We start from the raw sequence: 24,504 nt of genomic DNA on the forward strand, positions 1-24,504 counted from the left end.
TCAAGGCATTCTGATACCCGGAAAAGACACGACCAGCGAGCCTCTAAGAGGCTGATGAACGGGAAAATCTCGGGGAAAAATAAACATACAAAAACTGATGTTACAGGACCATTATGTTACGCCAGTAATCCCACACATTAAATAGGTTTTTTAGTGACCCAAAGCGGATTTCCGCGCACAGGTCAATTTAACGACAAAACAGCGTAGATCGTCGTAATTGATCTGACGCAATTTAAGCCTATCTCATTGTTTATTTCTATAATATCTACATCAATTTCTGAAAAAACATTTCAGAATGTTAACCGTTGGTTTCACTGATCTTTAATGGTGTATTTATTGTTAATTTGTTGTGCTTTTAAGGTTGTGTTTAATATCTAAATCGCTACCTTTTAAAACCCATTTATTAACCTTTTATTTCCAATGAACCTATCGTGCTCTGTTAATAAATATAGCTCATATCGGCAATTGTTAAATATTTTAGATAAAATAAAAAAGGCCACCCGAAGGTGGCCAACATGTCGAATCGTAAGTCATATGAAATGACTCAGGTCGTGCAGGAACATGGCCCGGCGCGACAGGTAATACTTACTGTGGCAGAACAGATTTCACGGCTTCGCCGATATCGGCCAGGCTGCGAACAGTCTTCACACCCGCAGCTTCCAGTGCAGCAAACTTCTCGTCAGCCGTACCTTTGCCACCAGCAATGATGGCGCCTGCATGACCCATACGTTTGCCTTTTGGCGCAGTCACACCGGCGATGTAGCCCACTACCGGTTTGGTCACGTGTGCCTGAATATAAGCCGCCGCTTCTTCTTCCGCGTTACCGCCAATTTCACCGATCATCACGATAACTTCAGTCTGCGGATCTTCCTGGAACAACTTCAGGATATCGATGAAGTTAGAGCCCGGGATCGGGTCACCGCCGATACCGACACAGGTAGACTGGCCATAGCCGTAATCTGTGGTCTGTTTAACCGCTTCATACGTCAGCGTGCCCGAGCGGGAAACGATACCCACTTTGCCCGGCAGGTGAATATGGCCCGGCATGATGCCGATTTTGCATTCGCCGGGGGTGATCACGCCCGGGCAGTTTGGCCCGATCATGACCGCATCGCTCTGGTCCAGTTTCACTTTAACTACCAGCATATCCAGCGTCGGGATACCTTCAGTGATACAAATGATCAGTTTGATGCCTGCATCCAGCGCTTCCAGAATGGAATCTTTGCAGAATGGCGCGGGAACATAAATCACAGACGCAGTCGCGCCGGTAGTCTCAACCGCTTCGCGAACGGTGTTGAACACTGGCAGACCCAGATGTTCGGTGCCGCCTTTGCCTGGCGTGACACCACCAACCATTTTTGTGCCGTAAGCGATGGCTTGTTCGGAGTGGAAAGTCCCCTGGCTACCGGTGAAACCCTGGCAGATAACTTTGGTGTTCTTGTTGATTAAAATCGACATTATTTCCCCTCCACTGCCGCGACAACTTGTTGAGCCGCATTCGTCAGGCTGGTCGCTGCAATGATGTTCAAACCGCTGTCTGCCAGTTTTTTGGCACCCAGCTCGGCATTGTTACCTTCAAGACGCACCACAACCGGCACGCTGACGCCCACTTCTTCCACCGCACCGATGATACCGTCGGCGATCAGGTCGCAACGAACAATACCGCCGAAGATGTTTACGAAGACGGCTTTCACTTTTTCATCGGACAGGATGATTTTGAAGGCTTCTGTTACGCGTTCTTTGGTCGCACCGCCGCCAACATCCAGGAAGTTAGCCGGTTCACCACCGTGCAGTTTCACGATGTCCATGGTACCCATTGCCAGACCGGCACCGTTCACCATGCAACCGATGTTGCCGTCGAGCGCAACGTAGTTCAGTTCCCACTGCGCTGCCTGAGATTCGCGGGCATCTTCCTGGCTGTAATCGCGCATTTCGCGCAATTCTGGCTGACGGAACAATGCGTTGCCGTCTGCGCCCAGCTTGCCGTCGAGGCAGATCAGGTCGCCAGCGGTGGTCACCACCAGCGGGTTGATTTCGATCAGCGCCAGATCGCGCTCAAGGAAGATGTTGGCCAGACCCATGAAGATCTTGGTGAACTGCTGAACCTGCTTACCGGTCAGACCCAGTTTGAATGCCAGTTCACGTCCCTGATAAGGCTGCGGTCCTGCCAGCGGATCCAGTGCAACTTTGTGGATCAGGTGTGGCGTTTCTTCAGCCACTTTCTCGATTTCCACGCCGCCTTCAGTAGACGCCATGAACACCACGCGGCGTGAGCTGCGGTCTACCACAGCGCCGAGGTACAATTCTTTGTCGATGTCTGTCGCGGATTCAACCAGGATCTGGTTAACCGGCTGACCCAGTGCGTCTGTCTGGTAAGTCACCAGACGTTTGCCCAACCAGTGTTCAGCAAAAGCACGAATTTCTTCTTTGCTTTTCACCACTTTCACGCCGCCCGCTTTACCGCGGCCACCGGCATGAACCTGACATTTTACCACCCACGGACCGGCACCGATTTTCGATGCAGCCTCTTCCGCTTCACGCGGCGTGGAACAGGCGAAGCCCGTTGGTGCTGGCAGGCCGTAGCGCAGGAACAGCTGTTTCGCCTGATACTCGTGTAAATTCATGATGTTCTATCCATTCTTTAGTAGGAAGGCTTATCAGGGCACAGCGGGCTGTGCCACAGATTTTTACGATCTCTATTTCTTTCGTTCCGCCGGGGACTAAACGTCCAGCAGCAGACGAGCCGGATCTTCCAGCATTTCTTTAATGGTCACCAGGAAGCCGACAGATTCGCGGCCATCAACCAGACGGTGATCGTAGGACAGTGCCAAATACATCATTGGCAAGATCACAACCTGACCGTTTACCGCCATCGGACGATCTTTAATGGCATGCATGCCCAGAATCGCACTCTGCGGTGGGTTGATAATCGGGGTCGACATCAGTGAGCCGAAGACACCGCCGTTGGTCACGGTAAAGTTACCGCCGGTCAGTTCTTCCACTTTCAGTTTGCCGTCACGGCCTTTGATCGCCAGCTCTTTGATTTGCTTCTCGATGTCAGCCATACCCAGCGTATCCACATCGCGCAGAACCGGCGTTACCAGGCCGCGAGGCGTAGAGACGGCGATGCTCACATCGAAGTAGTTGTGGTAAACCACATCTTCGCCATCAATAGAAGCGTTCACTTCCGGGTAACGTTTCAGCGCTTCAACCACGGCTTTCAGATAGAAAGACATGAAGCCCAGACGTACACCGTGACGTTTTTCGAAACCATCACCGTACTGCTTACGCAGATCCATGATTGGCTTCATGTTGATTTCGTTGAAAGTTGTCAGCATTGCGGTGCTGTTTTTCGCTTCAAGCAGACGCTCAGCAACACGTTTACGCAGACGAGTCATCGGCACGCGTTTTTCGCTGCGTGAACCCAGAGCCGGTGCAGCGCTGGTCGCCGCAGGAGCTGCTGCCGGAGCCGCAGCAGGTTTCGCGTCTTTGGCTTTCGCCAGGTGTTGCTCGACATCTTCACGGGTCAGACGCCCCCCGACACCACTGCCTTTGATCGCGTTGGCATCCAGAGAATGCTCAGCAATCAGACGGCGGATTGCCGGGCTGAGCGCGTCGTTGCTTTCTTCTTCCAGAGCGGCGGTATGGCGTGCAGCAGGAGTCGCTTCTTTATCGGAGCTTTTCTCAGTGCTTGGCTTACCGGAGCTGTTACCCGGACGAATGCGCGCCAGAATCTGACGGGAAATGACTGTTGCACCTTCATCTTCGATAATGCTGTCCAGAATACCGGCTTCACTTGCCGGCACTTCCAGAACCACTTTATCGGTTTCAATTTCTACCAGTACATCGTCACGCTCAACGCTGTCGCCCGGTTTTTTATGCCAGGTTGCAACCGTCGCATCTGCCACGGATTCAGGAAGGTCAGGGACCAGAATATCTACGCTACTCATTATAAATCCTTCTTATGTTCCATAGTGTTAACTCACGCCAACGCGTTATTTAACGTTCAGCGCATCGTTAACCAGATCTTGCTGTTGCTTCTGGTGAACGGACATGTAACCCACTGCCGGAGAAGCAGAGGCCGGACGTCCTGCGTAACGTAAAGAAGCCCCGAAAGGAATCACTTCACGGAAGTTGTGCTGGCTGCAGTACCACGCGCCCTGGTTCAGCGGCTCTTCCTGACACCAGACGAAATCATGAACGTGTGAGAATTTCTCAAGCACTTCCTGAATCGCTTTGTGCGGGAACGGATACAGCTGTTCGATACGAACGATAGCCACGTCGGTTTGCTCGTTTTTGCGACGTTGTTCCAGCAGGTCGTAATACACCTTGCCTGAGCACATCACCACGCGCTTAACCTGTTTTGGATCCAGTTCGTCTACTTCACCAATCGCTGGGAGGAAGCTGCCGTTGGCCAGTTCATCGAGCGTAGAAACCGCCAGAGGATGACGCAACAGAGACTTCGGCGACATGACAATCAGCGGACGGCGCATACCGCGCAACGCCTGACGACGGATCATGTGATAAACCTGCGCCGGGGTCGACGGGATACAAACCTGCATGTTTTGCTCAGCGCAGAGTTGCAGATAGCGTTCCAGACGCGCGGAGGAGTGCTCCGGCCCCTGCCCTTCGTAACCGTGCGGCAGCAACATCACCAGACCACACATGCGGCCCCATTTCTGTTCGCCGGAGCTGATGAACTGGTCGATAACCACCTGCGCACCATTGGCGAAATCGCCGAACTGCGCTTCCCAGATAGTCAGCGTACGCGGCTCAGCCGTGGCATAACCGTATTCAAACGCCAGCACCGCTTCTTCGGAAAGCACGGAATCCCAGACGTTGAACATGCCCTGACTGTTATGAATGTTCGACAGCGGCACATACACGGAACCGTTTTTCTGGTTGTGGATCACGGCGTGACGGTGGAAGAAAGTGCCGCGCCCCATGTCCTCACCCGACAGACGGATCGGAATGCCTTCGTCAACCAGCGTAGCGTACGCCAGATTTTCCGCGCCGCCCCAGTCGAATTTCTTATTACCTTCGGCCATCTCGTTACGATCGCCGTAAATCTTGGCAACGCGTGACTGCATTTCGATAGCATCCGGCACATGGCTGACGCGACGCGCCAGTTCCTGCAGGCGTTTCAGCTCAACCTTGTTCGGGTAAGCTTCATCCCACTCGTGGTTCAGATACGGTGACCAGGTGAAAGTGTGCATGTCATTCTGACGCCACTCTTCCACCACGCACTCACCCGCATCCAGCGCATCACGATACAAATTGACCATTTCCGTGGCATCTTCGAGACTGGCCACGTTTTGCTCGGTCAGAATGTCAGCATAGATTTTACGCGGCGTCGGGTGTTTCTTGATCTTGTTGTACATCAGTGGCTGGGTTGCGCTCGGTTCGTCGGCCTCGTTATGGCCGTGGCGACGGTAGCAAACCAGATCGATCATGACGTCACGTTTAAAGGTGTTACGGAAATCCAATGCCAGGCGGGTCACGAAAGCGACCGCTTCAGGGTCATCGGCATTGACGTGGAAAATCGGTGCCTGCACCATTTTCGCAATATCAGTACAGTAATCGGTGGAACGCGCATCTTTCGGATTCGAGGTGGTGAAGCCCACCTGGTTATTGATGACGATACGCACGGTACCGCCCACTTCATAACCGCGTGCCAGCGACATGTTCAGGGTTTCCTGAACCACGCCCTGACCGGTAATCGCCGCATCACCGTGAATGGTGATTGGCAGAACCATATTGCTGCGCGCTTCGTCCAGACGGTCACGACGGGCACGAACAGAACCGATAACCACCGGGCTCACGATTTCCAGGTGCGACGGGTTAAACGCCAGCGCCAGGTGAACCATACCGCCTTCGGTTTCCACATCAGACGAATAGCCCATGTGGTATTTCACGTCACCGGTACCCAGGTGTTCTTTATGTTTGCCGGAGAACTCGTCGAACAAGTCCTGAGGTTTTTTACCCAGCACGTTGATCAGCACGTTCAGACGGCCACGGTGCGCCATACCCAGCACCACTTCGCGCGTTCCGTTTTTGCCTGCATGACGGATCATGTCTTTCAGCATCGGAACCAGCGCATCGCCGCCTTCAAGTGAGAAGCGTTTTGCGCCCGGGAATTTCGCGCCCAGATAACGCTCCAGACCTTCTGCAGCGGTCAGCTCTTTCAGGAACGTTTTCTTCTCGTCATTGGTGAAGTTCGCACGACCTGCCACTGATTCGACGCGCTGTTGGATCCAGCGTTTCTCTTCGGTGTTGGTGATGTGCATGTATTCCACACCAATGGAACCGCAATAGGTTTGCTTCAGGGCTTTATACAGCTCGCCGAGCTGCATGGTTTCCTTGCCAATGGCAAAAGAACCGACGTTGAAGGTTTCCTGGAAATCAGCTTCAGTCAGATGATGGAACGCAGGATCCAGATCCGGTACATCGTCCAGTTTCCACAGGCCGAGGGGATCAAGGTTCGCGTTCTGATGACCACGGAAGCGGAAGGCATTGATCAACTGCAACACCTTAACTTGCTTGGCATCCGTTTCAGGATCGCTGATGGAGGAATTGTAACGTGACGCATCTTTCGCCAGGCGGCGGAAGTAGTCGCGAGTTTGAGAATGGAGTTGCTCTGGTTTCACACCCACTGTTGGTAGCTGTTTAAAAATCGAACGCCAGCTATCGTCAACGGAACCAGGATCGGTTAAGTAGTCTTCATAGAGTTGCTCTATGTAAGACTGGTTTGCACCCGCCAGATAGGAGGAATCCAGCCAGGCCTTCATTGCGCCGTTCTGCATCGTGATCCCTTAAGCTTTGAAGCTTTAGTTTTCGCCGTGGTTAATAATATTGACCGTGATACACCGCGGTAAAACGGTTTTCCATACTAAAACAGTTCGTTGGTTGAGCGTTTGGCTCTTCAAGGAACCTTCAGAAATCCGCCAGATGCGTGACTGATTTTTGAAGTTGCCCTGCTTCTTTTCCCCTTTTTTCCATCCCCCTGATTTTTACCCGGCTATCTTACTCCTGTCAGGCGCAACTTTGTTGCACTTGTTGCTACTTTGTTATTAAAAAATTACTTATTTGCTATCAAAGCCTCAGTTACGGCATTTGTAACTAAAGAAAGCGAAACCAAAAGCGGGTAAATAACAGCGGGAACCTGAGTTCCCGCTGATGGCATCACCTTATGAACTCAGGCGCCCCGCTGTAGCAGCATCGATTTGATGTGCCCGATCGCTTTCGTCGGGTTCAAACCTTTAGGACACACACTCACACAGTTCATGATGCTGTGGCAGCGGAATACGCTGAAAGCATCGTTCAGATCGTCGAGTCGCGGTTGCGTTTCGGTATCGCGGCTGTCGATAAGGAAACGGTAAGCGGCCAGAAGGCCTGCCGGACCGACAAATTTGTCCGGGTTCCACCAGAAAGACGGGCAGGAGGTCGAGCAACAGGCGCAGAGAATACATTCGTATAATCCGTCCAGTTTTTCGCGCTCATCCGGCATCTGTAAATGTTCGCGCGCCGGAGGATTTTTCCCATCATTCAACAGGTAAGGCTTAATCTTCTCATACTGCTTATAGAATTGTCCCATGTCCACAACAAGGTCTCGCACAACCGGCAATCCAGGCAACGGACGGATAACAATTTTCTTGCTGCCCTGACGTAACGTCGAGACCGGCGTGATACAGGCCAGTCCGTTTTTACCGTTCATGTTCACGCCGTCGGAACCACACACGCCTTCACGGCATGAGCGGCGAAACGCCAGCGTAGGATCCTGTTCTTTCAGCAAAATCAGCGCGTCGAGCAACATCATGTCGCGTCCGTCTTTGGCCTCCAGCACGTAATCTTTCATGTACGGAACGTCATCAACGTCCGGGTTGTAGCGATAAATCGAAAATTCGAGTTTCATAATCTGTCTCCGCTCCGCCCTAGTAAGTACGTGCTTTCGGCGGGAAGGCCGCGCGAAGCTTAGGCTGCATGTTCACCTCACGGCGGGTCATGCTTTCTGTTTCCGGCTGATACAGCGTGTGGCACAGCCAGTTCGCATCGTCACGTTCCGGGAAGTCGAAGCGGCTGTGTGCGCCACGGCTTTCGGTACGGTAGTTTGCGGAGACGGCGGTCGAGAACGCGGTTTCCATCAGGTTATCCAGTTCCAGACACTCGACGCGCTGGGTGTTGAATTCTGAGGAGGTATCATCCAGACGCGCGCTTTTCAGGCGTTCACGGATTACTTTCAGCTCTTCCAGACCTTTCGCCATTGCATCCCCTTCGCGGAAGACCGAGAAGTTATTCTGCATGCACGATTGCAGGTCTTTACGGATAGCCACCGGATCTTCACCCGAACGGGTGTTGTTCCAGCGGTTCAGACGTTCCAGAGAAACATCGATATCGTCCTGAGACGCATCGCGGCTTGCTCCCTGCTCCTGAATGGATTCCTGCAAGTGCATACCGGCTGCACGGCCAAAGACCACCAGATCGAGCAGTGAGTTACCGCCGAGACGGTTTGCACCGTGAACGGAAACACAGGCAATTTCGCCGACCGCGAACAGCCCCGGGATCACTTCATCCTGACCCTGTGCGTTCACACGCAGCGCCTGACCGGTCACTTTGGTCGGAATGCCGCCCATCATATAGTGGCAAGTTGGGATAACAGGGATCGGCTCTTTAACCGGATCGACGTGCGCAAAGGTACGCGACAATTCCAAAATACCCGGCAGGCGGGATTCCAGAACGTCTTTACCCAGATGATCGAGTTTGAGTTTGGCGTGCGGACCCCACGGACCTTCGCAGCCACGGCCTTCACGGATTTCGATCATGATGGAACGCGCCACCACGTCACGACCCGCCAGGTCTTTGGCATTTGGCGCATAACGTTCCATGAAACGTTCGCCATCTTTATTAAGCAGATAACCACCTTCACCACGGCAACCTTCTGTTACCAGAACGCCGGCACCGGCAATGCCGGTCGGGTGGAACTGCCACATTTCCATATCCTGCACCGGCACACCGGCACGCAATGCCATGCCCACGCCGTCACCGGTATTAATGTGCGCATTGGTGGTGGACTGATAAATGCGGCCTGCACCGCCGGTTGCCAGCACGGTCGCTTTGGCTTTGAAGTAAACAACTTCACCGGTTTCGATACAAATTGCGGTGCACCCTACGATCGCGCCGTCCTGGTTTTTCACTAAATCCAGTGAATACCATTCGGAGAAAATCGTGGTGTGGTTTTTCAGGTTTTGCTGATACAGCGTGTGCAGCAAGGCGTGACCAGTACGGTCGGCTGCCGCCGCGGTACGTGCCGCCTGCTCGCCGCCGAAGTTCTTCGACTGGCCGCCAAACGGACGCTGATAAATACGGCCGTCATCAAGACGGGAGAAAGGCAATCCCATGTGTTCGAGTTCCAGAATCGCTTCCGGCCCGGTTTTACACATATATTCAATGGCGTCCTGATCACCAATGTAGTCGGAACCTTTTACGGTGTCGTACATATGCCATTCCCAGTCATCCTCATGCGTGTTACCCAGCGCAACGGTAATACCGCCCTGAGCAGACACCGTATGGGAGCGGGTCGGGAAGACTTTGGAAATCAGGGCGCAGGACAGGCCCTGTTGTGAAATCTGTAACGCGGCACGCATACCGGCGCCACCAGCACCGATAACGACAGCATCAAACTCTCTGACTGGCAGATTCATTTACTACGCTCCCCAAACAACAATTGTTCCGTAAAGTAGGTAAACCACTAACGTGACGACGATGGCCAGTTGAAGCACCAGTCGGACAGCCAGCGGTTTGACATAGTCCGTTAACACCTGCCACATGCCGATCCACGCATGAATCAAAATCGACAGCAATGCCAGCAGTGTGAATACTTTCGTGATGGAGGAAGAGAAGAAGCCATGCCAGACATCAAAAGTCAGTTCCTGAGCCAGAACCACAAAGCCCAGAATATAAAGGATGTACAAGGTGAGGATGATCGCGGAAGCACGCAGTAACAGCCAGTCGTGCACACCATTGCGTCCCAATGCAGAAACGTTGCTTACCATACGAGGACTCCAGCCAGAATTGACAGCACGACGGTCAGACCGATTGCCACCTGGGCAGAACGGGTACCGGCAGCCAAACTCTCTTCGATATAGCCAAAATCCATCAGCAAGTGGCGGACGCCACCGCAAACGTGATAGGCCAGCGCAGTGAGTATTCCCCAAAAGATGAATTTGACGAAGAAGCTATTCATGATGGCAGCAGCCTGTGCAAACCCTTCAGGAGAAGAGAGAGACAAACCTAACAGCCAGAGGAGGATACCGACGGCGACGAAGGTTATTACGCCAGAGACTCGGTGTAAGATGGACGCTATCGCAGTAACGGGAAACCGGATCGTTTGCAGATCCAGATTGACAGGTCTTTGTTTTTTCACGGTTTTGCCCACACAGCTCTTATTATTTTACTTCCTCCGGCCCGGAGCAGTATGTCAGACAGCATCTATCCTTTGTTCTTTACGCTGCTGGTGCGTTGGCTGCGTTTACTCACCCTAATCACTGACTGGAGTCAGCTCATAGGGACTCGTTCGCTTGCCGCCTTCACGCAACGCAAATTACTTGGATATATCAGAGCTAAAAGCTCAACTTCTCCCGCGCTCAAACAACGACATCCGATGTGCTTAAACGGCGCGATAGTCAATTTTCAAAACCATTCGTGTTACGGCCAGGCGGCATGTTTGTGAAGCCCCGGGAGCTTACCTAAGTAAGTGACTAGGGTGAACAAATGCAGCCAACAACGCCATGGCGCGAAGGGCGAAGAAAATGATGCTGGGTGCTCCTACTTCGGATTGCCCGGAGACCTTGTAGGAGTATAGGTTGATCACATTCTTATTACAATTGCCCTACAAATGCTTTATTCACATTTCTTTTAAACAGTGAGTTAGCTCTCATTTTCCATAAAAGGCACAAAATAAATTATCCAGTTTGACATTTGATCAACATTTCCATTACATATGAGCTATCCCTATAGGACTGTGATACTGAGCACATACCGGCTGACACCAACCGCACCAAAAAGGTGAAAGTTTCTGAAGAATCAGTGGATCACACAATCGTGATGCAGGGTCTTCCCTGTAGCCCCAAGTTATGCAAAAGTGGGGATTGTGTAAATCCTCAACCTCTTCACAGGTACTGAGCGACAGAACAGTAATGATTTACCGAATCGTTAACAACGATGAAACGCCGCTTGTTGGTCACAGAGCAGTCTGAGACTGCAATTCGACTCAGCTCTACGTTCCCTCCCGATCCGACCGCAGAGTTAAGGCTGACAATAATAATGACCTTACAAGGCGTCGCTTCCAGGCATTTCTGTTGTTACTGATTTTTAAAAATAAGGCGCTAAGGAGACTGTAAATGGCTGATAAGAAAGCGACACTTACCCTACAAGGTCACGACCCGATTGAACTGAGCGTGCTCACCGGCTCGCTGGGTCAGGATGAAATTGATATCCGTACCCTCGGTTCAAAAGGTCTTTTTACCTATGACCCCGGTTTCACCTCTACTGCATCCTGCGAATCCAAAATCACCTATATCGACGGTGACGAAGGTATTCTGTTACACCGTGGCTTCCCGATTGACCAGCTTGCGCAAGAGTCAACCTTCCTGGAAGTCAGCTACCTGCTGCTGAACGGCGAAGCGCCAACCCCGGAGCAGTTCGAAGAATTCAAAACCAATGTGACCCGTCACACTATGGTTCACGAGCAGATCACCCGCCTGTTCCACGGTTTCCGTCGTGACTCTCACCCGATGGCCGTACTGTGCGGCGTAACCGGCGCACTGGCGGCGTTTTATCACGACTCCATCGACGTCGAAAACGAACGTCACCGCGAAATCGCCGCTTACCGTCTGCTGTCCAAAATGCCGACCGTTGCCGCGATGTGTTACAAATATTCTATCGGTCAGCCGTTTGTGTATCCGCGCAACGACCTGTCTTATGCCGGAAACTTCCTGCACATGATGTTCTCCACGCCGTGTGAAGAATATAAAGTGAACCCGATTCTGGAACGTGCGATGGACCGTATTCTGATCCTGCACGCCGACCATGAACAGAACGCCTCGACGTCTACCGTCCGTACCGCCGGTTCTTCTGGCGCTAACCCGTTCGCCTGTATCGCAGCCGGTATCGCTTCCCTGTGGGGACCTGCGCACGGCGGCGCAAACGAAGCTGCACTGAAAATGCTGGAAGAAATCAGCAGCGTGGATCACATCCCGGAATTCGTTAAGCGTGCGAAAGACAAAAATGATTCCTTCCGCCTGATGGGCTTCGGTCACCGCGTTTACAAAAACTATGACCCGCGCGCCACAGTGATGCGTGAAACCTGTCATGAAGTGTTGAAAGAGCTGGATCTGAAAGACAACCTGCTGGAAGTGGCGATGGAGCTGGAACATATCGCACTGAACGACCCGTACTTCATCGAGAAAAAACTGTATCCGAACGTCGATTTCTATTCGGGCATCATACTGAAAGCCATGGGAATTCCGTCGTCCATGTTTACTGTGATCTTCGCGATGGCGCGTACCGTTGGCTGGATTGCTCACTGGAGCGAAATGCACCAGGACGGCATCAAAATCGCCCGTCCTCGTCAGCTTTACACCGGCTACGACAAACGCGATTTCCATTCTCAGCTGAAAAAGTAAGTTCTGATTTCTCAGACTTTAAAGGCTCCCGCGGGAGCCTTTTTCATTTCAACGTTTTCATCACACCTGACAAACCGGGCACCAGAAAAATGGCCGTGAAGACACGCTGCCCTTTTTAATCGGATCGCCGCAACGCTCGCAGGGTTTACCCGTCCGCCCGAAAACTTTAAAACGAAACAGCGCACCGTGATGCACATTTTCATCCATTGTGCCGCGCGTGGCGTAGGACAAACGCGCGACGGACAAACAGGCATCGGCCAGTGCATCCAGCTCTGCGTCATTCAGCTCATTTGGTTTGTGGTCGGGAAGCAGTTTTGCCAGCCACAGAATTTCCGCCCGCAGATAATTTCCCAATCCGGCCAGAAATGCCTGATCGAGCAGCATGCCGCCAAGCTGACGGTTGCGGAATTTCGGCGAAAGTAACCGCTCACGAACCTGCGCGACCGTCAGGGTTTCATCCAGCACATCCGGCCCGATACGTTGCAGGAACGGATGATTTTCAATTTCCGCCGTATCGTAAAGCCCGATCTCAGATGCGCTGTACAGCAAGATCGCCGCGTCCGTGGTTTCGAGTTTTACCCGCAGCGAACGTTTGGTTTCCTTCGGTGTTTCACCGGCCTGAATCACCCGCCAGACGCCATAAAGCTGGTTGTGGCTGTAGAGCGTCAGGCCGTTGGAGAAGTGCGTCAGCAACGCTTTTCCGCGGGTTTCAATGGACGTGATTTTTGTGCCACGTAATGCCAGCTGGTATGGCTTCAGATTGGGAAAAGCGAACCAGACATCCGTGAGCGGCTTGTTAACGACCGCGGCTGCCAGCAAATCGGCAGCGCGGCGAATTTCGGGACCTTCAGGCATCAGTGAGTCGCACCCTCGGCAATACGCAAATCCTGCTCGGTATGCAGCGCGATAGCAATTGTCAGCTCAAGCGCATTCAGTACCGTATGAACCGACATACTCGGCGCGCCCGGATGACGCGCAGCCTGCTCCGGCAGATAAGGAATATGGATAAACCCGCCCTTCACCACTTTGCACGACGGCTGGGTAAGACGATGCAGCAGGCCATACATAATGTGATTACACACATAGGTGCCCGCCGTTTGCGAGACAGAAGCCGGAATACCGGATTCGCGTAACCCGTTCACAATGGTTTTGATCGGCAAGGTGGAGAAATACGCGGCAGGGCCGTCGGCGACAATCGTCTCATCTACCGGCTGATTGTTTTCGTTATCAGGGATACGCGCATCGTTGATGTTTATCGCCACGCGTTCGATGCTGAAATCACTGCGACCGCCCGCCTGCCCGACGCAAATCACCATTTCCGGCTGCACTTCATCAATAGCGACATTCAGCGCGTCGATAGCTTTGCCAAACACGCACGGCAACTGGCGAACCACAATCTTCGCACCGGACAACTCCAGATCGCCCAACTGCTTCACCACTTCCCAGGACGGATTAATTTTTTCACCATCAAACGGCTCGATACCGGTGACTAAGACTTTACGCATTGGTATTCCCCTGATTTTGCTGAAGTCAGCCTGCGCTGACCTGAATATCCTGCTCACCAAACGCTTCGCGCAGACGGCGCGCAAAGGTCAGTGCGTGCTCACCATCACCGTGAAGACAAACGGTGTCGGCCTGCACCGGAACCCAGGCGCCTTCGCGGCTGAGTACTTTCTGTTCCCGCACCATCGCCAGCGTCTGATCCAGCGCCAGTTCATCGCTCTCAATCATCGCATCCGGCTGGTTGCGCGGCACCAGCGTGCCGTTACTCTGATAACGCCGGTCGGCAAACACTTCCTGCCGCGTTTGCAGCCCGAGGCGTTCACCGGCGCGGATAAGTTCGCTTCCCGCCAGCCCGACTAAACGAAGGGTCGGGTCAACGTCATACACCGCGCGGGCAATGGCATCTGCCAGCAGCGCGTCGGTCGCCGCCTGGTTGTACAACATACCGTGCGGTTTCACATGCACCATTTTGCCGCCTTCAGCGCGGGTGATCGCAGCAAGTGCGCCGAGCTGGTATACCACCTGCGCGTACACGGTTTCCGGCGGAAGTTGCATGGCCGTCCGGCCAAAGTTCTCGCGATCCGGAAAGCTCGGGTGCGCGCCAATCGCCACGCCATACTTCAGCGCCCAGCGCACGGACTGCTGTATGGTCTGCGCGTCTCCGGCATGAAAACCGCAGGCAATATTCGCTGAGCTGACGAGCTGCAAAAGCGCCTCGTCATTGGCGCAGCCTTCCCCCAAATCGGCATTCAGATCAACGACCATACAGCCCCCATTTCACCTGTTCGATAAAACGTGATTGCTCATGCAACGCTTTCTGCGCTTCTTCCGGCGTGCATTTCACAAAGTGAATTGGCTCGCCAAGGCGGATTTGCGCCAGATTGTATAAATCGGCTTCGATGACGCAGGCAATGCGCGGATAACCGCCGGTGGTCTGCGCATCGGCCATCAGCACAATCGGCTGGCCGCCGTGCGGAACCTGCACCACGCCGGGAAGCAGCCCGTGGGAAAGCAGCTCACGGTCGGTTTCGCGTTTCAGCACATGCCCGTGCAGACGATATCCCATGCGGTTACTTTGCGGGCTGAGCTGCCAGGCGGCGCGCCAGAACTCTTCGCGGGATTGCACGCTGAATTCCTGATATTCCGGCCCCGGCAACGCGCGGATACGGTTACCGAATAACAACTGTTTAATCCCGCCAGATTTTTCAGGCGGATTATACGTGTCGCCCGTCGGCAGTTCGTCGCCGTCCTGCAACTGACGGCCATGAAAACCGCCGAACTTCGCTTTCAGATCGGTACTGCGCGAGCCCATTACTTCCGGTACTTCTATCCCGCCGGACACCGCCAGATAACTGCGCATACCGCGCGTCGGCGTTTTAAGCGTGAGGACTTGCCCCGGCCTGACGGCGTAACGCCAGCCGGTCCAGATTTCTTTGCCGTCGAGCTGCGCATGGCAACCTGCGCCGGTCAGCGCAATCCAACCTTCACGGTGGAATTGTGCGCTGAACTGGCCGAGCGTGATTTCCAGCCCGGCAGCGTTTTCGTCATTGCCGACCAGCAGATTGGCAATCCGCAGCGCGGGCGTATCCAGCGCGCCCGACTGGCTGATTCCCTGCTGGCGATAACCGCTGCGGCCCTGATCCTGAACCGTGGTCAGCATACCTGCGCGTAAAACCTTCAGCATACGCCCTCCTCTTGTGGCACAAAGCGCACGCTGTCGCCCGGCAGCAGCAGCGTAGGTTGTTCCCGCAGCGGGTCAAACATGGCAAGCGTTGTCTGGCCGATTAACTGCCAGCCGCCCGGCGTGGCCAGCGGATAAATCCCTGTCTGGCTACCGCCAATCCCAACGGAACCGGCAGGCACTGACAGGCGCGGTTCACCGCGACGCGGTGTCGCCAGTTTATCCGGCAATCCGCCCAGATACGGGAAACCTGGCTGGAAACCGAGAAAATAGACGGTGTAATCAATACCGGAATGCAGTGCCACAACGTCGCTCTCGGACATACCGGTGTGGCGCGCGACATTCCCGAGATCCGGCCCGTGCTCGCCGCCGTAAATCACAGGGATCTCGATTAAACGCGATTCAGGCACGATGGCCTCGCTCTCTTCCCACCAGGTTTGCAGGCGCTCAATCGCGTCCAGCGCAGAACTCTGGGCATCGGTCAGAAGAACGGTCAGATTATTCATGCCAGGAATGACTTCACGTACGCCGGGAAAGGCGGCGCGATCCTGCAAACGCTGGGTCAGCCCCCAGATCCGTTGCTGGCTCGCCAGCGATACCGGCGGTTCCAGCTCCAGCACTACTGCGCGTTCACCCAGCAGATAACATCGTGCTCGTTGCACTCAGGCACTCCTTAAAGAAAGGTTGTGGATCATCAGGTTATTCAGCAACTCAATGAATCGAAACTTACTCTCTGTTATGCGTGAAACCGACCGGACATGTCAACCTGTCCGCCCGTGCTTTCCCGACCTCAGGGTTTCCCCCGCCGCCTTCAACTGCTACTCTCAGAAATGTTGCTGTTTTTTTAGCGTTTGGATAACGCTTTCGTCACAAAAGAAAGGGAGACGTCGTGAAAAAGCCACTGGCCTTATTTTTTCCGCTCTACACCACCACATTACTGATGTTGTTGGGTTCCGGCCTGCTCACCACCTACATTTCCCTGCGGCTGTCGGCGATTAACGTCAGCGGCGCGATGATCGGTGCCATTATCGCAGCGAACTACATCGGGCTGGTGATTGGCGGCAAAGTCGGGCACATCCTGATCGCCCGCGTCGGGCACATACGCGCCTATGTATCCTGTTCCGGGATTATCACTGCCGCCGTCCTCGGGCACGGCCTGACCGACATTATCCCGGTCTGGGTGGTGCTGCGCCTGATCATCGGCCTGTGCATGATGGTGCAATATATGGTGCTGGAAAGCTGGCTCAACGATCAGGCAGAAGCCAATCAGCGCGGCGTGGTTTTCGGCTTTTATATGGTGGCGTCGTATCTCGGGATGTCGCTCGGTCAGGTCGTTCTGATGCTCAACAGCGATTTAGGTGTCAGCACGCTGATCGTCATCGCGCTGTGTTTTGCCCTGTGTCTGGTGCCGATTGCATTAACCACGCGCACCAACGTCGGCCATATGTCTCCCGCGCCGATGGAGCTGAAATTTTTCATCCGCGCCATCCCCAAAGTGCTGGCGATCACGCTGGTCATCGGCATGGTGGTCGGGTCGTTCTACGGTATGGCACCGCTTTACACCAGTCAGCAATCGCTCACTACCCAGCAAACCGGTCTGTTTATGGCGCTGGCGATTTTCGCCGGGCTGCTGGCCCAGTTCCCGCTGAGCTGGCTGTCGGATCGTTATAACCGCAACATGCTGATGCGGATTAACGCCATTTTGCTGGCGCTGACGGCGCTGCCGCTGGCGCTGTTCAGCCATATTTCTTTCCCTCTGCTGCTCGGCATCGGTTTTATCGTCAGCCTGATGCAGTTCACGCTCTATCCGCTGGTGGTCGCGCTGGCGAATGACATGATTGAGCCGGAGCGGCGCGTTTCGCTTTCCGCCTGTTTGCTGATGGCATTTGGCGTCGGTGCCTGTATCGGGCCGTTAGCCGTTGGCGCGCTAATCCAGCCGCTGGGCGGCAAAATTCTGTATGCCTTTTTCGCGCTGTGCGGCGCTGGCATTGTGGCGTTAAGCCGCACGTCGAAGAAAGAAGAAGAAACGCAAATGGCGGTCGATGCGCCCGTTCCGCACATCGCCATGCCGGACAGCCTGAGCAGTTCACCGCTGTCACCGGCGCTGAATCCGGCGTTTGACGAACAGATGATTCAGGACACCATGCCCGCCCCCGAAAACGTGGTTGAACCGGTTATCGAAGAGACAGACGAAGAGCCCGTCGAGGACGAAGAGGAAAGCAAATATCCACCGCAGGGCGCAGACCCTGAAGTGGATACCGGATTACAGCGGGCGTTTACACTGCTGGAAGACAGCGTTTCTGATGAAACGCAGAAGAAAACCACTTCATCAGAGTAAGGGCGCAATCGTTGCAGTCAGTTTGGATTCGGACAGCGCGCAGGGACGGGAGCGTACACTGAGTACGTGACCGTCACGAGCACTGCCCGGATTCAAAATGGCCAATAAGATAGCCCTTAAGCCGGGTTATCGATGTCGATAAACATCACATCTAACCCATGTTCCGCCGCCAGCCATTCGCCCAGCGCTTTCACGCCATACCGTTCCGTGGCGTGATGGCCTGCGGCGAAGAAATGCAGCCCCATCTCGCGGGCGATGTGAATTGTTTGCTCAGAAACCTCACCGCTGATAAACGCATCCACGCCAAACTCTGCCGCTTTCTGAATGTAGCCCTGACCGCCGCCTGAACACCACGCCACACGACGGATTTCCGCTGGTGCATTTTGCGCACTGTGCAGCACGCTGCGATCCAGAATTCTTTCGATACGCTGGCGAAACTCATTGCCGGTCAGCGGCGTGTCCAGCTCGCCATACGGCAGCAATAAAGCGATTTCGCCCTGCACGGTAATGCCAAACAGTTTTGCCAGTTGCGCGTTATTGCCCAGCTCCGCGTGGCCGTCGAGCGGCAAATGATAGGCGTACATATTGGTATCAGTCGCCAGCAACGTTTTAAGACGGTTGCGTTTCATGCCACGAATTTCGGTCGGTTCGTCTTTCCAGAAATAACCGTGGTGAACCAGAATCGCATCGGCTTCAACAGCGATGGCGGCATCCAGCAGATCCTGAGAAGCCGTCACGCCGGTCACGATGCGCTGCACATTGCTGCGGCCTTCGACCTGCAAACCGTTCGGCGCATAATCTTTGTAGTTGCTGATATCCAGTTTCTGGTTGATCAGCTTTTCAAGCTGGAAATTGTTCATGGAGTTTCACTTATCTGTCATGGCGAATGCAGCAGATAATATACGACAACGCCAGTCCTGCTCAAAATCAATGACGGGAACTGCCGGATTGTTATTCTGGTTTCCTCACTTTTCAACGGACTGAAGAAGATGCAGGAAAATGATTGCGACGTCATCATCATCGGCGGCGGAATAGCCGGTTGCACCAGTGCATTGCTGTTAGCCCGCGCGGGGCTCAGCGTTATTTTGCTGGAGAGAGGCGCACAGGCGGGCAGCAAAAACAGTTCCGGCGGGCGCATTTATACACATACCCTTTCACAAATCCTACCCGATTTCGCGCAAAGCGCCCCGCTTGAACGCCGCGTAACGCAGGAAAGGCTATCGCTGCTGACAGGCGACAGCATGACAACGTTTGATCACCGGCAGACTGCTGACGCCGCCTGCTCATGGACCGTATTGCGCGCGCGGTTTGATCCCTGGCTGATGGAACAGGCGCAGCTCGCCGGTGCGCAGTGCATTACGGATACGCAGGTCGAAGGGTTGATGAAGCAAGGGAACCGCGTGACCGGCGTCAGAATAGGCGATGAACAGTTGACTGCGCGCGCCGTTATTCTGGCGGAGGGGGCGAATTCGCTTCTGGCGCAACGGTGTCTCGCGTCGCCAAAACCATCTGCGGAAAACATGGCAACGGGCGTGAAAGAGGTGCTCGCGCTGCCGCGTGAAACGCTGGAAGAACGTTTCGGGCTGGAAGGCGATCAGGGCTGCGCATGGCTGTTTGCGGGGCAGCCGACCGCCGGAAAAGTCGGTGGCGGTTTTCTGTATACCCATCGCGACACCCTCTCGCTCGGTGTGGTCTGCAATCTTTCTCAGCTCAGCGACAGCGCGCGCAGCCTGCCGCAGATGCTCGACGACTTTAAACAACATCCCGCCCTGCGCCCGTTGCTTAAACAGGTTGAAGTCATGGAATACAGCGCGCATATGATCCCCGAAGGCGGACTGAATTCCCTTGCGCCACTGTCCGGCGATGGCTGGCTGGTTGCCGGTGACTGCGCCGGTTTTTGTCTGAATGCCGGGCACACGGTTCGCGGAATGGATCTGGCGATGATCTCTGCGCAGGCCGCGGCCGTAACGCTGATTCATGCGCACCGGATCAACGATTTCAGCGAAGCCTCACTTTCACACTACCGCCAGCATTTGCAACGCAGCGCGCTGTGGCCACTGATGACGCAATACCGCCATTTGCCCGCCGATCTACTCAGTTCGCCGCAGGCGTTCAGCCGCTATCCGCAACTTTCCGCTGATCTGCTGCACAGCCTGTTTCACGTCGGTGAACAACCGTCCGTGCCGCTTCGCCGCTTACTCTGGCGTCATGCCCGCAGTGCCGGGTTGTGGCAGTTACTGAAAGACCTGCGTAAAGGAGCGCGAAGCCTGTGAACCTGAACGACAAACTCGCCAAAAATTACTATCAGCCGGAAAATACCGCTCACATCCTGGTGGCCGACAACGCGCAGCAAAGCGCGCTGAAAACCCTTCTGAATGCCTGTCCGGCCGGGCTTTACCGGATGAACGTAGCCGGAGAAATCACCTTTGACCCGAACGGCTGTCTTGAATGCGGCACCTGCCGGATTGTCTGCCGCGACGAGACATTTTCCCTCTGGCGTTATCCGGCGGCCGGTTGCGGCGTGACATTTCGATTCGGGTAAAACTCTGGGAGGTGGCGCGGGGTTGTAAACACGGAAAGCTGCTATGTTTTCAGTTGCATAACATTACATTTCAACGGAGCTTCACCTGTGTCTATTTTGCAATTATTGAATCAACACCCGGTCATCGCCGCAGTGAAAGACACTGAAAGCCTGAACGCCGCCCTGCTGTCGGACTGTAAAATAATCTCGGTGCTGTACGGGAATATCTGCAACATCGGCGCGATTGTTCAGCGGATCAAAAAGGCTGAAAAATACGCGTTCATCCATGTCGATCTGCTGGACGGTACATCCAATAAAGAGATCGTGATTAATTTTCTGAAAATCGTCACTACGGCAGACGGCATCATCAGCACTAAAGCCTCGATGATCAAAGCCGCGAAAGCGCAGGGTTTTTTTGGTATTCACCGGATGTTCCTGCTCGACTCGATTTCATTTCACAATATCGATAAACAGGTGGCGCAGTCGAATCCGGATTGTGTGGAAATCTTGCCGGGCTGCATGCCGAAAGTGCTGGGCTGGGTATCGGAGAAAATTGATCTGCCGATTATCGCCGGCGGGCTGGTGTGCGATTTAGAAGATGCGACCAGCGCGCTGAACGCCGGTGCGGTGGCTGTTTCCACCACCAACACCGGCGTCTGGCAGCTGAAATTCTAAACGCTGGTGCAGGAATAACAGGCGGCGAGCGCAGACAAAACATCATCCAGATCGTCCACAATGCCGACGTCCGCCTGCGCAAAAATCGCGGCATGTGGGTCGGTATTGATTGCCACGATAAACTCACTGCGATCAATGCCTGCCATCAGCGCCGCGGCGCCTGAAGCTCCGGCCACGATGCACACGTCGGGCGCAGTGACCACGCCGGAAATCCCCACCATCCGCGACATATCGCACCAGGCATTCATCGCCACTGGACGGCTGTATCCCGGCTCCGCGTGGATTTGCCGGGCTAATGCCTCCAGCCGCCGCACTTGTTCCGCGCTGCCCGCGCCCTGCCCAATCACCAGAACGGCGGAGGCATTAAGCAAACCGTTATCCGCTGGCCGCATTTCCTGCTGAAATTCCACCAGCCAGCGGGCTGATGCAGGCGGCGGCGAAAAATCTGTTTGTTGCGCGTGAACCGGCGCGGTTAGTGCGGGTTTACCCCCCGTTGCCGCCACTGAAATACACAGAGGAGACCCGTTCAGCATGCGCGTCGCCCGCATCCGGTTGCCGTAAGCGGGTTTTACGACACTCCAGTGCGTTTCACTTTTTCCGATTTCGGCGACACCGGTTCCGCTGACACCACCGATCCGGTACGCCAGCCGCGTGGCCAGTTCGTCCGCCGCTTCACCGCTTGCGCACAGTAAAAGTTCTGCCGGACGCTGCTCAAACAGCGCCATCAGAGCCTCCAGCGCCGGTTCCGCCAGGCCATTTTCGGGAACGGAAATCCAGACGACGTGCCGGATATCACACGCCATTTGCGGTAACACATCCGGCTTATCTGCGTCATACAGCAACCACAGCTCAGCGGCACCGGACAACATCGGGTTCGCGCGGAGAAAATCATTTTGCATCTGCGCCTGAGACAAAAATCCCCGCTGGCGGCAATCCAGAATAATAGCGATATTCATCGGTTCCCCCGCGATTTCAGATAACCGGTATACAACATCCGGGCTTTGTCCGCCGGGCTGCCGCCTTCAATGATTATTGCGCCGCGTCGCGTATTTTTCAGAGCCAGCGTAACGACCGGCACCGGCGGTAATTTCGCAAGCGATTCTGCCCGCAGGACATCAAGAGGTTTACGCGCCGCCGCCAGTTTTTGTTTCAGCGTCGGAATACGCAGCAGGCGATCCTGCGCAGCCGTTCCGGCGATCAGCACCACCGGCGGTCTGACGGTCAGCGTTTGCACCGCTTCCGTCGTTTTCCTGACGACACGCAATAACGTTGGGTCTTCAGCGCGCCCGATATCGCTAACCTGCGTGATACACGGCCAGCCTAGCATTTCCGCCAGCAGCGGCCCGGTTTGCCGGTTCTGCCCTTCACTGCTCTGCGGGCCTAAAATAATCACCCCGGCTTTTTCGTCCTGATGATGGAAACCGGCGATCAACGCGGCAATGGCATCGGGATGAAAACGCAGATCTTCCGCAGCCGCGTCAAGGCGAACCGCACGCTGAAAATCCAGCGCCAGCAACGATTTCAGTACCGTCGCGGTTTGTTCACCGCCTACGGTGAGCAATGTCAGGCTGGCGTCCGTCAGACTCAGGGCCATTTCTGCTGCGCTCTGGTCAAATCCGCTCAGCTGCCAGCGGGAAAAATCATAGGGAATTCCCCCGTGCTCCGCTGTCTGCCAGTCGCTAACCGCAAGCATGGTCAAATCCGGTTCGACCTTTATGCACACGAGAATATTCATATGCCGCTTCCTTGTTTCACCACGGTGAGCGGTGAAGCCGCGCTGACCGACGATGCACCAACCAGCGTCATGCCTTTAGTTTCCGGTGCCCAGAGAATCGAAATGACTGCGCCCAGCAGCAATATTCCCGCCAGCAGCAGCGTGGTGTTTTGGATCCCCAGCGTCAGTACGGAAACCGGCAGTAAACCGGTGCCGATAGCCGAACCGAAACGGCTCATCGACGTCGCAAATCCGACGCCCAGCGAGCGGATATCGGTGGGGAAACTCTCAGCCGGAAACACGCCGACCAGATTGCTGACCGCTGAAATAGCCAGTGTGAACAGGGCGAACAAAAAGAGCGTTAATCCGGCATAACCGTCAGGAAGTACGCTCATCACCGCCAGACAAAACGTCAGCAAAAGGAACGAACCAATCAGAAAGCCGCGACGGGAACAGGTCACCGTCAGGCCAATTCCGACCAGTGAGCCCGCCACCAGCAATGTATTGAGGAGTAAATCCGTGCTCAGGCCGGGCGTCAGGCCAATGAGGGCGATAATGGCGGGCAGAAACGTATAAATCGCAAAATACGGCACCACCAGACAGACAAAGAACAGGCTGTTAAATGCCGTCCGCCGCCAGTATTTGGCCGAGAAAAGGGTTTTGAGATGATGCGAGGTTGCCACGGCGATCTCATCATTTAGCGTGACGTTCGGGCCAAAACAGCGCAGCACCACACGATGCGCCGCCGCGAACTGCCCTTTTTGCATCAGCCAGCGCGGGGATTCCGGCGTGCCGATGCGCAGCAACATAATCAGAACCGCCGGGATCGCCGAGGAGGCCAGAAGCCAGCGCCAGGCGTCCGGGCCGAAATCAGCCATCAGATGGCCGGTCAACGTGGCGCTGACGTAGCCGAGCGTCCAGAGAACGCTGAACGAACCGAGCAATATGCCCCGGTGTTTACGCGGGGAAAACTCCGCCAGCATGGTGTGCCCGACTGAATAATCACCGCCCAGCCCGATACCCACCAGCACGCGCAGCCAGAACAACTGTTCCGGCGTCTGGGCAAAAAACTGCCCCACAGAGGCCAGCGTGATGATAATAAAGCTGTAATTAAAGATTTTCTGACGGCCAATATGATCGGATAACCATCCCAGAACCAGACTGCCGATAAACAGGCCAAACAGTGCGGAACTGCCGATCAGCCCCTGCCAGAAGGGCGTCAGCTGCATTTGCGGCGTAAGCTGAACCAGTGCAAAACCAATCATGCCGAGCACATAACCGTCCGTCAGATGCGCGCCGAACGTCAGCCCGGCCATTTTGATGTGAAAGGCGTTGAGCGGGATGTCATCCATACTGACCTGAACCGTTTTATCTGCGGCCATGTTTCGCTCC

Annotated in this window: 23 protein-coding genes; 6 read left to right on the plus strand and 17 right to left on the minus strand. The window is 54.7% G+C overall.

Annotated features, from left to right (window positions below):
• Nucleotides 1–585: 585 nt before the first annotated feature.
• The 8 genes from sucD to sdhC all read right to left on the minus strand — a co-directional run bounded on the left by sucD (nucleotide 586) and on the right by sdhC (nucleotide 10,432).
• Nucleotides 586–1,458, minus strand: coding sequence for a succinate--CoA ligase subunit alpha (sucD, locus tag ACLBVC_RS01875; RefSeq protein WP_195814167.1), 873 nt, complete (start codon nucleotides 1,456–1,458; stop codon nucleotides 586–588).
• Nucleotides 1,458–2,624: an ADP-forming succinate--CoA ligase subunit beta gene (gene sucC / locus ACLBVC_RS01880; RefSeq protein WP_101077379.1), complete on the minus strand. Its 1,167-nt coding sequence runs from the start codon at nucleotides 2,622–2,624 to the stop codon at nucleotides 1,458–1,460. Before sucC ends, sucD begins: the two co-directional genes overlap by 1 nt.
• Nucleotides 2,625–2,720: 96 nt before the next feature.
• A complete protein-coding gene (odhB, locus tag ACLBVC_RS01885) occupies nucleotides 2,721–3,950 on the minus strand; it encodes a 2-oxoglutarate dehydrogenase complex dihydrolipoyllysine-residue succinyltransferase (RefSeq protein WP_101077380.1) in 1,230 nt (409 codons plus the stop codon).
• A gap of 45 nt (nucleotides 3,951–3,995) precedes the next feature.
• Nucleotides 3,996–6,803 (minus strand): 2-oxoglutarate dehydrogenase E1 component, encoded by a 2,808-nt coding sequence (gene sucA / locus ACLBVC_RS01890; protein WP_195814168.1) that lies wholly within the window; start codon nucleotides 6,801–6,803, stop codon nucleotides 3,996–3,998.
• Between the two features lie 392 nt (nucleotides 6,804–7,195).
• Nucleotides 7,196–7,912 (minus strand): succinate dehydrogenase iron-sulfur subunit, encoded by a 717-nt coding sequence (locus tag ACLBVC_RS01895; RefSeq protein WP_195814169.1) that lies wholly within the window; start codon nucleotides 7,910–7,912, stop codon nucleotides 7,196–7,198.
• A 19-nt stretch (nucleotides 7,913–7,931) separates the two neighbouring features.
• Nucleotides 7,932–9,698: a succinate dehydrogenase flavoprotein subunit gene (sdhA, locus tag ACLBVC_RS01900; RefSeq protein ID WP_152326491.1), complete on the minus strand. Its 1,767-nt coding sequence runs from the start codon at nucleotides 9,696–9,698 to the stop codon at nucleotides 7,932–7,934.
• A 3-nt stretch (nucleotides 9,699–9,701) separates the two neighbouring features.
• Nucleotides 9,702–10,049, minus strand: a complete 348-nt coding sequence (sdhD, locus tag ACLBVC_RS01905; RefSeq protein WP_152326490.1) for a succinate dehydrogenase membrane anchor subunit — start codon at nucleotides 10,047–10,049, stop codon at nucleotides 9,702–9,704.
• Complete coding sequence (gene sdhC, locus ACLBVC_RS01910; RefSeq protein ID WP_104922897.1) at nucleotides 10,043–10,432, minus strand: succinate dehydrogenase cytochrome b556 subunit; 390 nt, start codon at nucleotides 10,430–10,432, stop codon at nucleotides 10,043–10,045. Before sdhC ends, sdhD begins: the two co-directional genes overlap by 7 nt.
• A gap of 39 nt (nucleotides 10,433–10,471) precedes the next feature.
• On the opposite strand from sdhC, the gene ACLBVC_RS01915 reads away from it, so the two are divergent.
• A complete protein-coding gene (locus ACLBVC_RS01915) occupies nucleotides 10,472–10,726 on the plus strand; it encodes a hypothetical protein (RefSeq protein WP_410147768.1) in 255 nt (84 codons plus the stop codon).
• Nucleotides 10,727–11,396: 670 nt separating this feature from the next.
• Nucleotides 11,397–12,680 (plus strand): citrate synthase, encoded by a 1,284-nt coding sequence (locus tag ACLBVC_RS01920; RefSeq protein ID WP_152326489.1) that lies wholly within the window; start codon nucleotides 11,397–11,399, stop codon nucleotides 12,678–12,680.
• 60 nt (nucleotides 12,681–12,740) lie between these two features.
• Here ACLBVC_RS01920 and nei read toward each other — a convergent pair whose 3' ends face one another.
• Genes nei through pxpB form a run of 5 tightly spaced genes read right to left on the minus strand, consistent with a single transcriptional unit; the run spans nucleotide 12,741 to nucleotide 16,526 of the window.
• Nucleotides 12,741–13,535, minus strand: a complete 795-nt coding sequence (gene nei, locus ACLBVC_RS01925) for an endonuclease VIII (protein ID WP_410147771.1) — start codon at nucleotides 13,533–13,535, stop codon at nucleotides 12,741–12,743.
• On the minus strand, nucleotides 13,535–14,185 hold the full coding sequence (gene pcp / locus ACLBVC_RS01930) for a pyroglutamyl-peptidase I (RefSeq protein ID WP_410147772.1): 651 nt from the start codon (nucleotides 14,183–14,185) through the stop codon (nucleotides 13,535–13,537). Before pcp ends, nei begins: the two co-directional genes overlap by 1 nt.
• Nucleotides 14,186–14,210: 25 nt before the next feature.
• Nucleotides 14,211–14,948: a 5-oxoprolinase subunit PxpA gene (pxpA, locus tag ACLBVC_RS01935; protein WP_410147774.1), complete on the minus strand. Its 738-nt coding sequence runs from the start codon at nucleotides 14,946–14,948 to the stop codon at nucleotides 14,211–14,213.
• Nucleotides 14,938–15,867 (minus strand): 5-oxoprolinase subunit PxpC, encoded by a 930-nt coding sequence (gene pxpC, locus ACLBVC_RS01940; RefSeq protein ID WP_410147775.1) that lies wholly within the window; start codon nucleotides 15,865–15,867, stop codon nucleotides 14,938–14,940. The genes pxpA and pxpC overlap by 11 nt, the downstream gene beginning before the upstream one ends.
• Nucleotides 15,861–16,526 (minus strand): 5-oxoprolinase subunit PxpB, encoded by a 666-nt coding sequence (gene pxpB, locus ACLBVC_RS01945; RefSeq protein WP_410147776.1) that lies wholly within the window; start codon nucleotides 16,524–16,526, stop codon nucleotides 15,861–15,863. Before pxpB ends, pxpC begins: the two co-directional genes overlap by 7 nt.
• A gap of 227 nt (nucleotides 16,527–16,753) precedes the next feature.
• Here pxpB and ACLBVC_RS01950 point away from each other — a divergent pair, with 227 nt between their 5' ends.
• The gene (locus ACLBVC_RS01950; RefSeq protein WP_410147778.1) at nucleotides 16,754–18,202 is read left to right on the plus strand and encodes an MFS transporter; all 1,449 of its coding nucleotides are present in this window, start codon (nucleotides 16,754–16,756) and stop codon (nucleotides 18,200–18,202) included.
• Nucleotides 18,203–18,318: 116 nt separating this feature from the next.
• On the opposite strand, the gene ACLBVC_RS01955 is transcribed toward ACLBVC_RS01950, so the two are convergent.
• Complete coding sequence (locus ACLBVC_RS01955) at nucleotides 18,319–19,062, minus strand: type 2 GTP cyclohydrolase I (RefSeq protein ID WP_410147779.1); 744 nt, start codon at nucleotides 19,060–19,062, stop codon at nucleotides 18,319–18,321.
• A gap of 129 nt (nucleotides 19,063–19,191) precedes the next feature.
• Between ACLBVC_RS01955 and ACLBVC_RS01960 the strand changes: the two genes are divergently transcribed.
• The 3 genes from ACLBVC_RS01960 (at nucleotide 19,192) to ACLBVC_RS01970 (ending at nucleotide 21,398) form a co-directional block, all read left to right on the plus strand.
• Nucleotides 19,192–20,475 carry an FAD-dependent oxidoreductase gene (locus ACLBVC_RS01960; protein WP_410147781.1) on the plus strand — a complete coding sequence of 428 codons (1,284 nt, stop codon included), beginning with the start codon at nucleotides 19,192–19,194 and terminating at the stop codon, nucleotides 20,473–20,475.
• Nucleotides 20,472–20,744 (plus strand): ferredoxin family protein, encoded by a 273-nt coding sequence (locus tag ACLBVC_RS01965; RefSeq protein ID WP_410147783.1) that lies wholly within the window; start codon nucleotides 20,472–20,474, stop codon nucleotides 20,742–20,744. Before ACLBVC_RS01960 ends, ACLBVC_RS01965 begins: the two co-directional genes overlap by 4 nt.
• A gap of 87 nt (nucleotides 20,745–20,831) precedes the next feature.
• Entirely contained in the window at nucleotides 20,832–21,398 is a 567-nt protein-coding gene (locus ACLBVC_RS01970; protein ID WP_101075745.1) for a glycerol-3-phosphate responsive antiterminator, read from the plus strand.
• On the opposite strand, the gene ACLBVC_RS01975 is transcribed toward ACLBVC_RS01970, so the two are convergent.
• The 3 genes from ACLBVC_RS01975 to ACLBVC_RS01985 are packed head-to-tail and all read right to left on the minus strand — an operon-like array spanning nucleotide 21,395 to nucleotide 24,494.
• A complete protein-coding gene (locus tag ACLBVC_RS01975) occupies nucleotides 21,395–22,354 on the minus strand; it encodes an electron transfer flavoprotein subunit alpha/FixB family protein (protein ID WP_410147784.1) in 960 nt (319 codons plus the stop codon). The two genes, ACLBVC_RS01970 and ACLBVC_RS01975, sit on opposite strands and share 4 nt — an antisense overlap.
• Complete coding sequence (locus tag ACLBVC_RS01980; RefSeq protein ID WP_410147785.1) at nucleotides 22,351–23,133, minus strand: electron transfer flavoprotein subunit beta/FixA family protein; 783 nt, start codon at nucleotides 23,131–23,133, stop codon at nucleotides 22,351–22,353. Before ACLBVC_RS01980 ends, ACLBVC_RS01975 begins: the two co-directional genes overlap by 4 nt.
• The gene (locus ACLBVC_RS01985; protein WP_410147787.1) at nucleotides 23,130–24,494 is read right to left on the minus strand and encodes an MFS transporter; all 1,365 of its coding nucleotides are present in this window, start codon (nucleotides 24,492–24,494) and stop codon (nucleotides 23,130–23,132) included. Before ACLBVC_RS01985 ends, ACLBVC_RS01980 begins: the two co-directional genes overlap by 4 nt.
• Nucleotides 24,495–24,504: the final 10 nt, after the last annotated feature.

This window comes from Rahnella selenatireducens (assembly GCF_046449555.1).
Taxonomy (GTDB): Bacteria; Pseudomonadota; Gammaproteobacteria; order Enterobacterales; family Enterobacteriaceae; genus Rahnella; species Rahnella selenatireducens.